This window comes from Pseudolabrys sp. FHR47, from assembly GCF_005153485.1.
Taxonomy (GTDB): Bacteria; Pseudomonadota; Alphaproteobacteria; order Rhizobiales; family Xanthobacteraceae; genus Pseudolabrys.
Map to the genome: position 1 here is coordinate 74,334 of NZ_CP039740.1, position 13,023 is coordinate 87,356.

The following is a 13,023-nucleotide window of genomic DNA, read 5'->3' on the forward strand; positions in this document are numbered from 1 at the left end:
ACTTGTGGCGATGCCCCATTGCAGCTCCGCAAGTCTTTGATTTTATTGAATAGTAGTAGAGTCGTGCCGCTGCGGACGAGCCGTCACGAGGTCAATTTGGCGCCGATCGCCAGCCCGATTGCGATGGCGCCGACGAACAGCACCAGGAAGATGCCGGCCAGCCATTTGGCGATGGTCGCCGAGGCTTCTTCGACACCGGTGAAGCCGAACAGGCCGGCGACAATGGCGATGATCAGGAAGATGAAAGCCCACTTCAGCATGGCGCGCCTCGTTATTCACGGCTGCCGATAGAACGACGGCAGGCCGTTCGAGTTCCCTCGCGTCACACTATGCCGCGAAGCGGCACCGGTGAATTCAGAACAGATCGAGGTATTCGCGCTGCTCCCAGGGCGTGACCCGCAGCGGATCGTCGGCGTGGGCCGGCTCTTCCTTCTCGAACCGCTCCCGCTCCGCATCCTTGATGTGGGCGTAATAATCGACGAAGCCCGCGCCGAAGCTGTTGCGGAAGACATCATCGGCCCGCAATGCGGTCACGGCCTCACCCAAAGATTTCGGGAGCAATGCCGCCGCCGTCTCATAGGGCGTGTCGGCCGACACGCCGGGATCGATCCGGTTCGCAATGCCGTCGAGACCGGCGCGGATTTGCGACGCCATATAGAGATAGGGATTGGCCGCCGGTTCGCCGACGCGGTTTTCCAGATGCGTCGACGACGCGCCGGCTTCGCCCAGCAGCCGCATCATCACGCCGCGATTGTCGCGCGCCCAGATGGCGCGATCCGGCGCCAACGAATAAGGCCGGTAGCGCTTGTAGCCGTTGACCGTCGGCGTGGTGAAAGCCGCGGCCGCGCGCGCATGCGCCAGCAGCCCGCCGAGATAATACTGCCCGAGGCTGGACAGTCCGTCCGGATCGACAAAGGCGTTGCGCTTCGACTTTCGCTCGATCAGCGACTGATGCAGATGCCAACCACTCGACATCATGTTGGGCAGGCCGGGCCGGCACATGAAACTGGCAAGATAGCCGTGCCTGCGCGCGATCTGCTTCACGGCTGCGCGGAACAGGATCATGGTGTCGGCGGCTTCGAGGCTTGTCTGCGGGCGGAAGGTGAATTCGATCTGGCTCGGACCCAGCTCCAGTTCGACCGACCGCAACGGCAGGTCCAGCTTCTCGATGCCATGACGAAGAACCTCGACCGCCGGATCGACCATGTCGAAGCGCGACTCGGTGAGATACTGATAGCCCTGCGTCAGCAGGCTGACCTTCGGCGCCTGCGGCGGCCAGGTCGCGGCCTCCGGCGTCAGCATGGCGTCATCGAGCTTGAACAGGTGAAACTCGACCTCAAGTCCGGCGAGAAAGTCGTAGCCCGCCTTGGCGAGATCGGCCAAGGCATCGCGATAGATCGCACGCGTCGAGAACGGCACCGGCGCGCCATTGCCGAAATAGATGTCGCAAAGCAACCAGCCGGTCTTGTTCGCCCACGGCAGAACACGGAACGTCGTCGGATCGGCGATCATAACGAAATCGGCGCCGCCCTGCATTTCCGCCATGCCGAAGCCGCCGCCCGCGGTGAACACCGGAAAAACGCTCTTATGCGAGGTGTCCTTGGCCAGCAGCGTCGTCGTCATGTTGACGCCGCTACGCATGGCGCTCACGGCTTCCGATGCAACGAGCGTCTTGCCACGCAGCACACCGTGCTGATCCGCGAATGAGAAGCGAATGACTTCGAGCTTGTTGGCCTTGATGGCGCGCTCGACCTCGGCCGCGGCCTTCTCCTGCGCGTCCGACCACAGGCCGTGACGCGAGACGAAGGAGGGAGAGGATTTGGCGGGCTTACGCGGCGGCATCTCGCTTTACCTCCCCCTGCAAGGGGGAGGTCGATCCGCGAAGCGGATCGGGTGGGGGTCACGTTTCAATGAAGACGACCCCACCCCGCCGCGCTTCGCGCGGCGACCCTCCCCTTTCAGGGGAGGGATAAGAAAGAACGTGCGCACTTATGCCCCCGCCTTCCAGCTCATCGCCTCGCGCCGCTCGGCTTCGGAGCGCTGGTAATATGCCCTCCAGTCATGAACGGGGCCGATGCCGTCGATCGCCAGCGGACCGGTGATACTGGCCGCTTCCTTGTCGTCGACGACAAGGATCGGCTTCTCGCCCTTGCCGGATTTCTCCAGCGATTGCCGCAACAGCTTGCGATAGGCGATGATTGCCTTGTCCGAGGTGCCGAGATGTTCCTGCGTGCGGTCCTGGATCGTGCCCATGGATTCGCAAGCCCACTGGTCATGCACGTTGATGTCGGCGCCCATGCCGGTATAGGTCTCGCTCTCCTGCTCGTGCGGATCAAAGCCGTAATCGTTGCTCTTGTTGCGGTTCGGGATGTAGTCCGGCAACTGATAGAGTTCGAGGCGCTGATTGCGCATCGTGTCCTTGTCGACCGCCTTTCCGAACGACGTGAAGATCGCGTACCAATAGTGCTTGGTATCGTCGATCGGCACATGCCACTGCGAGATCGTCATCTCGCGGCTCATCGGAATCATGAAGGCGTTGGGGAAGACGAGATTGGTGACGCGCACATGGGTCGATGCGTCGCTGATCTGCCGCAGCGTCACGATGCGGAAGCCGTAATCGGTCTCGTCGACCTCGATGCGCGGCCGCGTCACCTCGCGCATGATCTGGGTCATCGGCATGTCCGCGTCCTTGGTGTTGTCGCGGAACATCTTGCCGTAACCCTTGGTCGGGTCCTCGTCGTGGAAAAAGCGATGCAGGAACGAGGTGTGCACGGGGTCGATGCCGACCTCGAGCGACTGCAGCCAATTGCAGTCGATCATGCCCTTGAACGCGAAGGTGTGGCTGTCGGGCGCGACGAAGCAGTCGAAATGCGGAAACGCGGGCGCCTCGCCACCGCCGAGATAGGCGAACAGGATGCCGCTCTTCTCGACGACCGGATAGGCCTTCTGTTTGATGTTGGCGCAGAGATTGCTGTTGTCGGGCTCGGCCGGCGTCTCGAGACACTTGCCGTTCACATCGAACAGCCAGCCGTGGAAGGCACAGCGCAGGCCGCCGTTTTCCAGGCGACCGAAGGCGAGATCGGTGCCGCGGTGCGGACAGTGGCGGCCGACGAGGCCGTAGCGGCCCTTGTCGTCCTTGAAGATCACGAGGTCTTCGCCGAACAACCGCACCGGCTTGATCGGCCGGTTGCCCTTGAGCTCGTCCACCAGCGCCGCCGGCTGCCAATATTGCCGCATCAGCCGCCCGGCCGGCGTGCCCGGCCCGGTGCGGGTGATGAGATCGTTCTGTTCGGCGCTCAGCATGGTGGCTTCCCCTCGTGTCTTTTGCGTCGTCTGCAGACCGGCTGCTGTTTTCACGGGCGGTCGGCAGTTTTGCTTTGGACTTATTCGATCACAGACCGGGAGGATGAAAAAGACGTCGATGCACGAAAAAAGCCGGCGCTTAGGCCGGCTTTTTCGATATCGGAAATATGTTTCGCGTCAGCCGGCGTGACGTGCGGCCATGCCGTGGTCGAGGCGGCGGCGCCAGGCACTCTGGCGCAAGCTTTTGAGGCTCCGCGCGGCGGTCTTGGCCTCGGCGCGGCTGGCCGTGGCATAGGTGCGATATTCGAGATCGTTGACGCGCGACACCAACGGCTGCTTGCCAAACAGGCGGGCGAAGGCGCTCACGCCACCGTTGACCTTGAGCTCGGAGATCGCATTGGCGACATTGTTCGCCGAACCGAAAGCGACGACGCGGCCAGTCATCGTGTGCCGCACTTCATAGACGCCAGGCCCTATCGGTGCTTCGACAACACCACCCGCCTGCGCGTCGGGAAACCGCTTCCACGCACTCCAACTCTGTACCATGACCGTAAGCCCTTACCCGGCAGAAACCCGTGTTAGAACACACGACGTAAGCATTGGTTGCGCGCCGTCAACTCGGACGTGTTGATAAATATCAGCTATGCGCCCTTCTTAAGCGAATCCCCTCTCACATCCACGTGACAGGGATCACAGAAGTGCGCTTTTGCCGGACAGGGGGGCCGCATATTCGGGCATGCCCGGAAATTGACCAGGGCCGACGTCGTCCCCCTAATGGCCCGGCATTACTAAAATTTTCGGCTTCGCTGGTAATGTTGTCTTGGAAATCACGGTCGATGGTATTTCCAGAACTTCGACCTCCCATTCCTGCCGCATGCGCGTGAGGAAACGGTCGAGCGAGTAGCCGCTGAAGTAGTGCATCGGGATCAGGAGCGGCGCCTTCAACGCGTGCAGCACCTCGATCATGCCGTCGAGATCAAGCGTGTAACTGCCATCGACCGGCACCATCACCACATCAACGCGGCCCATCTCGTCAAGCTGCGCCTGCGTCAGTGTGTGATGCAGATGGCCCAGATGCGCGATACAAAGATTGGCAATCTCGAAAATGAAAATCGAATTGCCATGACGTTCGGTCTCGCCGCCGCCCCAGGTGCGGATATTGGTCGGCACATTGCGCACGCGCACATCCTTGAAGGTCATGTCGATACGCGCCGGCCGCTCGTTGCCAGCCCAGCCGCGCAACACATGGGGAATGCCCGGGTCGGGGCGGTCGGTGTAATGGGTCGAATGCGCGTGATTCATCGTGACGATGTCCGGCAGCACATTCGGCCGAACGTAGTCGTTGTAGTCGGTCGCGATGCGGACGAGCTGCGGGCTTTCGATCAGAAACGTCGAGTGGCCGACAAAGGTGATGCGGACCTGATCGGCGGCGAGCGTCGCGAGCTTCAACGCAGCAGGGTCGAACGAAGCGCGCTGAAACAACGGCGAACGAGATGCCACCAGCCCCGGGCAGTTCTCGCGCATTTCCGGTTTGGCTGGCTGCGCCGGAGAGACGCCTTGCGCCGTCGCCTGAGCGCTCAAGCCGCCGGCAAGCCCCGCCGCCAGCAGTGCAATCCTCAGAGTCGTGCTTCCCATGTCAAACGGTCCGCGCTGATCCGGCGGCGTCAAATCTGACATGGTTCGGATGCGGCCGCCACCGGCCTCACGGCAATATGAAGCGGCGCTTGATCGCGTGATTTGGCCGCTTGACGCGGCGCTCTTAGAAGGCGCGACGGTCCTGCATCGACACGATGATGCCCTTGGGCGTGGTCACCACCCAGCGGCCATCGAGACGGCGGATCGATTCGACGGGCCCGAGACCAGGCAACGGCGCACCGGGGACGACCTGATAGACGTCGCCGGAACGGCCCTGCACGTAGACATAGCCATTGTGGGCACCACGCACCGACCAGTCGCGCACGATGGGCGGGCGCGATGTCTGGGGCTGTGCCATCGCCATACGGGGCGCCGGCTTCGGCGTCGGCACGTCGGCATAGGCCGGCGTGGCAGGCATTGTCTGCGGCGGCGAGATCGAGCCGGTGACCTCGGCCTGCTCTTTCTTGAAACGCTCAGCGATGCGCTCGTTGATCCTGTCGCTGATCCTCTTTTCAAGGCTCGCGGTTTGCGTCTGCGATGACTTGCTCGAAGCCTCAAGATTGGCTTTGAGCGCGGTCAGCTCCTTGGCCATCTTGGCCATGGACTGCTGCATCGCCTTCTTTTCTTCCTGGGCGGCGACATCGACCTTCGGCGCGTCCTTGAAGCCGCCCATGACGTAAGTGCCGGCGATGGCGCCAAAGCCTGCAGCGAGAGTAACAGCGGCAGCGAGCCGCATGGCGCGCCAGTGGCGCGGCTTGAGCGTTGCACGGCGGCGCGGCTCCTCAATCTCCAGCGGCTCGAACGGCGGCTCGTTGTCGAACTTGCGCGGCACCAGAACCAGCGCCTGAAGCGTTTCGCTCCGCGCGGCCTCGATCTCGGGCTCTGCCTTCGGTTCGATCTTCTCTTCCTCGATAGCAACCGGCTCGCTGACGGCCGGAGAGATCGACGGCGATTCGACCTCGGGCAAATCGCCTGGTGCCTTGGCGGTGGTCTCGGCCGTTGGCTCAGCGCTGGCGGCAGGCGGCAACAGGCCGCGATCATCACCCTTCTGCTCGAAACCTTTGCGTTCGGACTCGTTGCTGTCGGCCATGGGATTGCTCCGGGCAGGTGTTCACCAATCGGTAACCATTAAAGGTTTCCAATTGGTTACCGACGCTCGGAGAGGACCAGCCTGCCGCTCGGCCGGTGGCCTACAGGATGAGGCCGTTTTCGGCCGCCAGCGCCTGCAGCGACACGGCCGGCCGGGCGCCCATGTGCTGGATGACTTCCGACGCCGCCAGAGCCCCGAGCCTGGCCGAGGTCTTGTTGTCCTTGCCGCGGGCGAGCCCGGACAGGAAGCCGGCCGCAAACAGATCGCCAGCGCCGGTCACGTCGACGACCTTGTCGACGCGCATGGCCTCAACGGCTTCGGTCCGGTCCGGTGTCACCACGACACAGCCCTTCTCGCTGCGAGTCACCACGGCGAGCTTCGCGTCCTTCTGCAGCGCCACGGCGGCGGTGGCGAAGTCGGACGTCTGATAGAGACTGTGCAGCTCGTGCTCATTGGCGAAGACGATGTCGACCGTGCCCTTGCGGATGAGATCGAGGAATTCACCGCGATAGCGATCGACGCAGAATGAGTCCGACAGGGTCAGCGCCACTTTTCGGCCGGCCTTGTGGGCAATGTCGGCGGCCTTCACGAAGGCCTCCTTGGCGTGCGGCGGGTCCCACAAATAGCCTTCGAGATACACGACCGCCGCCGACGCGATCATGTCCTCGTCGATGTCGGCGGGCTTGAGGTCCTGTGCCGCGCCCAGATAAGTGTTCATGGTGCGCTCGCCGTCCGGCGTCACCATGATGTAGCAGCGCGCGGTCGAGGGACCGTGGCTCGCCGGCTTGGTTTCGAAGGCGACGCGCGCGGCGCGGATATCGTGGGCAAAAGCCTTGCCGAGTTGATCGTCCTTCACTTTGCCGACGAAGGCCGCCTTGCAGCCGAACGACGCGACACCGACGATGGTGTTGGCGGCCGAGCCGCCCGAGGCTTCCGTCGCCGGACCCATGGCGTCGTAGATCTTGGCAGCACGCACTTCGTCGATCAGCGCCATACCGCCTTTGTGCATCCCCTGCGCCACCAGGAAGTCGTCTTCGGCGCGGGCTATCACGTCGACAATGGCATTGCCGATGCCGAGCACGTCGTAGCGGGGAGCGGTCATGGAAAATCCTTTTCTTGAGGCGGCGCACGTCAGACGCGCGGCACTATAAAGAACGGCGCAGCGGGCCTCAAAGCCCTAATGAACCGGCGGGAGTCTCTTGAGCACTTCGAGACTCCACCACAGGAAGTAGCCCCCGATCAGAATGCCGAGAACGATCTTCACCAACTGAACGACAAGTTCGTCTTTGCTCATGAGCTCACCGGGCGCGCGAACGAAGCGGCTTCACCTATAGCGTTTTCGAGCGAAGTGGAAACCGGTTCGCGTGAAGAAAACGCGTCGAAAAATAAGCTAGGGCCCCAGCTTTGATTCTATCAAAGCCGGACAGGCTCTAGCATTCAACGTCCGCCGTCACAAACCTTGCTTTGCCCACGCGACGGGCTGGCGACGCATATAAAGCCCCCTTGCATCACGCCGCCCCGGCGTGAGATAGACGCCCCCGCAGCGCGCTCCACCTGCGCAGGCCGTTAAGGGTACCGCTATGTCATTCAAGGAATTGGTTTTTTCCGGCGTCCAGCCGACCGGCAACCTGCACCTCGGCAATTACCTCGGCGCCATCAAGCGTTTTGTCGAACTGCAGAACAACCATGACTGCATCTATTGCGTCGTCGACATGCATGCGATCACGGTGCCGATCGCGGTCTGGGGCGGCCCCGAAGGCCTGACCCGCGCCACGCGCGAGGTTACCGCAGCCTTCATCGCCAGCGGCATCGACCCGAAGAAACACATCGTCTTCAACCAGAGCCAGGTGCACGAGCACGCCGAGCTCGCCTGGGTGTTTAACTGCGTCGCCCGCATCGGCTGGCTCAATCGCATGACCCAGTTCAAGGAGAAGGCCGGCAAGGACCGCGAGAATGCGTCGGTCGGTCTCTACGCTTATCCGAATCTGATGGCGGCCGACATCCTGGTTTATCGCGCCACGCATGTGCCGGTCGGCGAAGACCAGAAGCAGCATCTCGAACTGGCCCGCGACATCGCGCAGAAATTCAACAACGACTTTTCCGAGTCGATCGCCGCGCGCGGCTTCGGCGATATGTTCTTCCCCTTGCCGGAACCGATCATCCAGGGCCCGGCGACGCGCATCATGAGCCTGCGTGACGGCTCGAAGAAGATGTCGAAATCGGAGCCATCCGATTATTCGCGCATCAATCTTACCGACGATGCCGACGCTATCGCGCAGAAGATCCGCAAGGCCAAGACCGACCCGGAGCCATTGCCGAGCGAAGAAAAAGGGCTCGAGCCGCGCCCCGAAGCCGACAACCTCGTCGGCATCTACGCCGCGCTCAGCGATACGACCAAGGCCGACGTGTTGCGCGAATTCGGCGGCGCGCAGTTTTCGAATTTCAAGTCGGCGCTGGTCGATCTCGCCGTCGCCGCGCTCGGGCCGATCGGCGGCGAGATGAAGCGGCTGGTGCAGGATCACGCTTATATCGACGCCGTTCTCGCTGACGGCTCGCAGCGCGCTTCGGCGATCGCCGGCAAAACAATGAAAGCCGTCAAGGAAATCGTTGGCTTCGTAGGCCGATAACACAGACGCTGCTTCCGTTGCGTAAAATGCGAGCAGTACCGCGCGCAAGCGAGGCTTGTCGCGTGCCGTCGCGGCGTGGCAGCATGGGCGGCTTGCGCGTCCGTCATTGCTGACATCCGTCAAGGGGAGCCCCGATGCCGAAGAAACGCCGCAGCAACGAGGCCGGCCACAAACGCAAATACCTGCTGATCATCGACGACTCGGAAGAGTGCGATCGCGCCGTATTCTGGGCGGCCTCGCGCGCCAACCGCACCCAGACGCAGATCGTGATGCTGCGCGTCATCGACACCAGCGAGCGTAGCCAGCAATGGCTCGGCGTCGCCGACATCATGAAGGCCGAAGCGATGGAAGCCGCCAATGCGGCGCTCGACAGGTTCGGCGCCATGGTGAAGAGGATCACCGGCGCCGCACCCGACCGCGTCATTCGCGAAGGCACGGTGAACGATGAGATCCTGAAGCTGATCGAAGAGGACACCGACATCGGCATTCTCGTGCTCGCTGCCGGCACCGGCAAGGAAGGCCCGGGCCCCTTGATCTCCGGCCTGTCGAAAACCGCTGCGACCTTTCCCATCCCGATCGCCATCGTGCCGGGCTCGCTCAGCGACGAGGAACTGGAGGCGATGGCGTAAGCCTCTCAAGCGAGGCGTGGGACTTACGCGAATTCAGCTTCTCCGTTCGTCCCCGCGAAAGCGGGGACCTAGGAGCCAGGATGACAGACTTAGCGTTGTGGCTCCTGGATTCCCGCTTTCGCGGGAATGAACGGAGTTTGTGTCAACTTCCGTAGATCATTCTCCGATGTCGCGCGCCGTCCGCCTGCTCGATCTCGTTCAACTGCTGCGCCGTCGCCGTCACCCGGTCAGCGGTGACGTGCTGGCGAGCGAACTCGGCATCAGTCTGCGCACGCTCTACCGCGACATTGCCAGCCTGCAAGCACAGGGCGCGCCGATTGAAGGCGAGCCCGGTCTCGGTTACGTGCTGCGGCCCGGCTTCACGCTGCCGCCTTTGATGTTCACCGAAGACGAAGTCGAGGCTCTGATGCTCGGCTCGCATTGGGTGGCGGAGAACGGCGACCCGCGGCTTGCGCAAGCGGCCATGGATGTGATGGCCAAGGTCGCAGCAGTTTTGCCGCCTGACCGCCGCGCGCAATTCGAGACGCCCAGTCTGCTGATCGTCACGCGTACCAAGGAACAACTGAACGCGATGGCGCCGATCCGTGACGCGATCCGGCGCGAGCGCAAGCTGGCAATCGACTATCGCGATGCCGGCAGCGCGGCGACCCACCGCACGATCTGGCCTTTCGCGGTCGGCTTCTTCGACAACGCCCGCATCGTCGCGGCGTGGTGCGAGTTGCGCAACGACTACCGGCATTTCCGCATCGACCGCATTGGCGGCCTTGCCGAAACCGACACGCGCTATCCAAAGCGCCGGGCGGTCATGCTCAAGGAATGGCGGAAGCAGATGGGCATTGGGCCGCGGTGATCGCTACTGACAATAACTGACAGCGACGCGTCCTAAGCCTCCCGCATCACAGAGGAGGATCAACCATGCTGCCTTTCGGACTCGTTGTGCTGTACGTCAAGGACATCGCCGCCAGCACTCATTTCTATCGCGGCCTGCTCGGCACCGAGCCGGTCGAATCGTCGGCGAATTTCGTGATGTTCCCGATGCCGCCGGTCATGCTCGGATTGTGGGTGCAGGACGAGGTCAAACCGGCACCTGCCGGGGGGCCGGGCGCGCTGGAACTCGACTTCACCATGGACAGCGCCAAGGCCGTGACGGACTTCCACGCCGAGTGGGTCAAACGCGGCTTCAGGATCGCCCAGGCGCCCGAGAAGATGGACTTCGGGCATACTTTCGTGGCGCTGGACCCGGACGGCCATCGCCTGCGCGTGCTGGCTCCGAACCCGTCCTGAGCCGCCTCCGGTCCGGTTGACCGGCTCTCCCAAACCGCCCATGTAAGGGGTGTCCGCCGGGCCTTGAACCCGGCGGGATGGGAGAACCTGAGATGTTTATCCAGACCGAATCGACGCCGAACCCGGCGACATTGAAATTCCTGCCCGGCAAGCCGGTGCTCAATCAGGGCACGCTCGACATGCCGACGCGCGAGGCCGCGGCGCAATCGCCGCTCGCCGAGAAGCTGTTCGACATTCCGAATGTCGGCGGCGTATTCCTCGGCGCCGATTTCATCTCGGTCACCAAGACCGATGGCGACTGGCAGCAGATGAAGCCGGCGATCCTCGGCGCCATCATGGAGCATTACATGTCCGGCGCGCCGATCGTGGCGAGCGGCGCCGAGCCTGCCGACGACGACGAGTTCTTCGAGGCGTCCGACAGCGAGACGGTCGCCACCATCAAGGACCTGATCGAGACGCGCGTGCGCCCGGCCGTGGCCGGCGACGGCGGCGACATCACCTTCCGCGGCTTCAAGGAAGGTGTCGTTTACCTGCAGATGAAGGGCGCCTGCTCGGGCTGCCCGTCCTCGACCGCCACCTTGCAGCACGGCATCCAGAACCTGCTCCGGCATTTCGTGCCGGAAGTGACGGAAGTCCGGCCGGTTTGATTTTCCACTGCTGTCATGCCCCGCGAAAGCGGGGCATCCAGTAGTGGCGAAATTTCGGCTATATCCGTCCATCGAGATTACTGGATCGCCCGCTTGCGCGGGCGATGACGACGCCGGAAGTTTATGCGCATTCTCGCCATCGATACCGCGCTTGAAGCGTGCTCGGTCGTCCTCATGGACGGCGACGACATCGTCGCGCGCGAACATGAGGCGATGGCGCGCGGCCATGCCGAAGCGCTGATGCCGATGATCGCGCGGCTGCGTGAACAGGCCTCACTCGACTTCACCACGCTCGACCGCATCGCCGTCACCGTCGGCCCCGGCAGCTTCACCGGCTTACGCGTCGGTATCGCCGCGGCGCGCGGTATCGGTCTCGCCGCCGGCAAGCCGGTGGTCGGTATCACCACACTTGCCGCGTTCGCTGCGCCGCTGATCGCAGCGGACACATCGACGCCCGTGGTGGCCGCCATCGATGCGCGGCACGACCACGTCTACCTGCAGGCCTTTGACGGCAACGGCGCGACGCGCATCAAACCGGTCTTCATTTCCGTCGCCGACGCGGCGCGACGCATCGCGCCCTATGCACCGCGATTGGTCGGCAATGCCGCGCAAATCCTCGCCGCCGCGTGGCCGGCGGTTGAGGCAGCGCCCGCCGCTGTCAAGTACCGGACAGCGCCCTCGATCGACTGGGTGGCACGGCTCGGCACCGTGGCCGACCCAACAACGACGCCGCCCAAGCCCTTCTATCTCAAGCCGGCCGATGCCCAGCCGCAATCCGCGGCGCACATCCCCTTGCAGGCGGCGCCATGATCTCGTTCCTGCGCCGGCTGTTTGCGCGCGGCACGCCGCAGATCACGCCGGCGCATTTGCGCGACGCAGCCGCGATTGCCGCGCTTCACGCCGCCTCGTTTCATCGCGGCTGGAGCGATGAGGAAGTTGAGAACCTGCTGCTCGATCCGCAGGTGCTGGTGCACAGCCTGCGCGTCGGCGGCGCGTTCGCCGGTTTTGTCATGTCGCGCTCGGCCGCCGATGAGGCGGAAATCCTGTCGATCGCCGTGTCACGCCGCTGTCAGGGGCGCGGACTGGCGCGCCGGATGCTGGATATTCATATGGGCCGGCTGGCCGCGCTGGGCGTGAAATCGCTGTTTCTCGAGGTCGCTGAGAATAACGGGCCGGCAATTGCGCTATACCGGAGAGCCGGATTCCAGGACGTGGCCAAGCGGCCGAATTATTATCCCTTGCCTGGTGGCGCGACCGCCGCCGCCTTGGTATTGCGGCGGGATATCGCGTAAACTTGGCTTACGATGACGACGCACAGCAGAACCAAACCCGGCCTGGTCGTTTCGACGCCCGACAGGGGTGCCGGCAAACCGAATATCGAGGCGCTCTGCGCGGCCAAGGGCATGCGCATGACCGAGCAGCGCCGGGTGATCGCGCGCGTGCTCGCCGAGGCCGAGGACCATCCCGACGTCGAGGAGCTTTACCGCCGCTGCGCCAAGGTCGACGACCGCATCTCGATCTCGACGGTCTATCGCACCGTGAAGCTGTTCGAGGATTCCGGCATCATCGAGCGCCACGATTTCCGCGAGGGCCGCGCGCGCTACGAGACCAGCTCGGAGACGCATCACGACCACCTCATCAACCTGCGCACCGGCGAAGTGATCGAATTCCAGTCCGAGGAAATCGAGCGCCTGCAGGCCGAGGTGGCACGCAAGCTCGGCTACAAGCTGGTCGATCACCGGCTCGAGCTTTATGCGGTGCCGCTCGAGGACGACAAGACCTCCTGATGTGCTCCTCCGCCTACCACA

The 13,023-nt window shown here is 63.4% G+C and carries 15 protein-coding genes; 8 read left to right on the forward strand and 7 right to left on the reverse strand.

Annotated features, from left to right (window positions below):
• Nucleotides 1–83 precede the first annotated feature (83 nt).
• The 7 genes from E8Q40_RS00385 to E8Q40_RS00415 all read right to left on the reverse strand — a co-directional run bounded on the left by E8Q40_RS00385 (nucleotide 84) and on the right by E8Q40_RS00415 (nucleotide 7,130).
• Nucleotides 84–260: a DUF1328 domain-containing protein gene (locus E8Q40_RS00385; protein WP_137042525.1), complete on the reverse strand. Its 177-nt coding sequence runs from the start codon at nucleotides 258–260 to the stop codon at nucleotides 84–86.
• A gap of 94 nt (nucleotides 261–354) precedes the next feature.
• Nucleotides 355–1,842 (reverse strand): glutamine synthetase family protein, encoded by a 1,488-nt coding sequence (locus E8Q40_RS00390; protein ID WP_137042526.1) that lies wholly within the window; start codon nucleotides 1,840–1,842, stop codon nucleotides 355–357.
• Nucleotides 1,843–1,989: 147 nt separating this feature from the next.
• Nucleotides 1,990–3,303: an aromatic ring-hydroxylating dioxygenase subunit alpha gene (locus E8Q40_RS00395; RefSeq protein WP_137042527.1), complete on the reverse strand. Its 1,314-nt coding sequence runs from the start codon at nucleotides 3,301–3,303 to the stop codon at nucleotides 1,990–1,992.
• 177 nt (nucleotides 3,304–3,480) lie between these two features.
• The gene (locus E8Q40_RS00400; RefSeq protein WP_246662965.1) at nucleotides 3,481–3,849 is read right to left on the reverse strand and encodes a hypothetical protein; all 369 of its coding nucleotides are present in this window, start codon (nucleotides 3,847–3,849) and stop codon (nucleotides 3,481–3,483) included.
• A 225-nt stretch (nucleotides 3,850–4,074) separates the two neighbouring features.
• Nucleotides 4,075–4,938 carry an MBL fold metallo-hydrolase gene (locus tag E8Q40_RS00405; protein WP_205995629.1) on the reverse strand — a complete coding sequence of 288 codons (864 nt, stop codon included), beginning with the start codon at nucleotides 4,936–4,938 and terminating at the stop codon, nucleotides 4,075–4,077.
• Between the two features lie 124 nt (nucleotides 4,939–5,062).
• Nucleotides 5,063–6,028 (reverse strand): hypothetical protein, encoded by a 966-nt coding sequence (locus E8Q40_RS00410; protein ID WP_137042529.1) that lies wholly within the window; start codon nucleotides 6,026–6,028, stop codon nucleotides 5,063–5,065.
• A 100-nt stretch (nucleotides 6,029–6,128) separates the two neighbouring features.
• Nucleotides 6,129–7,130, reverse strand: coding sequence for an adenosine kinase (locus E8Q40_RS00415; RefSeq protein WP_137042530.1), 1,002 nt, complete (start codon nucleotides 7,128–7,130; stop codon nucleotides 6,129–6,131).
• 478 nt (nucleotides 7,131–7,608) lie between these two features.
• On the opposite strand from E8Q40_RS00415, the gene trpS reads away from it, so the two are divergent.
• The 8 genes from trpS to E8Q40_RS00455 all read left to right on the forward strand — a co-directional run bounded on the left by trpS (nucleotide 7,609) and on the right by E8Q40_RS00455 (nucleotide 13,002).
• Nucleotides 7,609–8,655: a tryptophan--tRNA ligase gene (trpS, locus tag E8Q40_RS00420; protein WP_137042531.1), complete on the forward strand. Its 1,047-nt coding sequence runs from the start codon at nucleotides 7,609–7,611 to the stop codon at nucleotides 8,653–8,655.
• A gap of 134 nt (nucleotides 8,656–8,789) precedes the next feature.
• Nucleotides 8,790–9,284, forward strand: coding sequence for a universal stress protein (locus E8Q40_RS00425; protein WP_137042532.1), 495 nt, complete (start codon nucleotides 8,790–8,792; stop codon nucleotides 9,282–9,284).
• Between the two features lie 166 nt (nucleotides 9,285–9,450).
• Nucleotides 9,451–10,134: a YafY family protein gene (locus E8Q40_RS00430; protein ID WP_137042533.1), complete on the forward strand. Its 684-nt coding sequence runs from the start codon at nucleotides 9,451–9,453 to the stop codon at nucleotides 10,132–10,134.
• A 65-nt stretch (nucleotides 10,135–10,199) separates the two neighbouring features.
• Nucleotides 10,200–10,568 (forward strand): VOC family protein, encoded by a 369-nt coding sequence (locus E8Q40_RS00435; RefSeq protein WP_137042534.1) that lies wholly within the window; start codon nucleotides 10,200–10,202, stop codon nucleotides 10,566–10,568.
• A 92-nt stretch (nucleotides 10,569–10,660) separates the two neighbouring features.
• On the forward strand, nucleotides 10,661–11,215 hold the full coding sequence (locus E8Q40_RS00440) for a NifU family protein (protein ID WP_137042535.1): 555 nt from the start codon (nucleotides 10,661–10,663) through the stop codon (nucleotides 11,213–11,215).
• 123 nt (nucleotides 11,216–11,338) lie between these two features.
• Nucleotides 11,339–12,025 carry a tRNA (adenosine(37)-N6)-threonylcarbamoyltransferase complex dimerization subunit type 1 TsaB gene (gene tsaB, locus E8Q40_RS00445; RefSeq protein WP_137042536.1) on the forward strand — a complete coding sequence of 229 codons (687 nt, stop codon included), beginning with the start codon at nucleotides 11,339–11,341 and terminating at the stop codon, nucleotides 12,023–12,025.
• Nucleotides 12,022–12,507 (forward strand): GNAT family N-acetyltransferase, encoded by a 486-nt coding sequence (locus tag E8Q40_RS00450; protein WP_137042537.1) that lies wholly within the window; start codon nucleotides 12,022–12,024, stop codon nucleotides 12,505–12,507. Before tsaB ends, E8Q40_RS00450 begins: the two co-directional genes overlap by 4 nt.
• 111 nt (nucleotides 12,508–12,618) lie before the next feature.
• Nucleotides 12,619–13,002, forward strand: a complete 384-nt coding sequence (locus E8Q40_RS00455; protein WP_246663130.1) for a Fur family transcriptional regulator — start codon at nucleotides 12,619–12,621, stop codon at nucleotides 13,000–13,002.
• The last annotated feature ends 21 nt before the right edge of the window (nucleotides 13,003–13,023 follow it).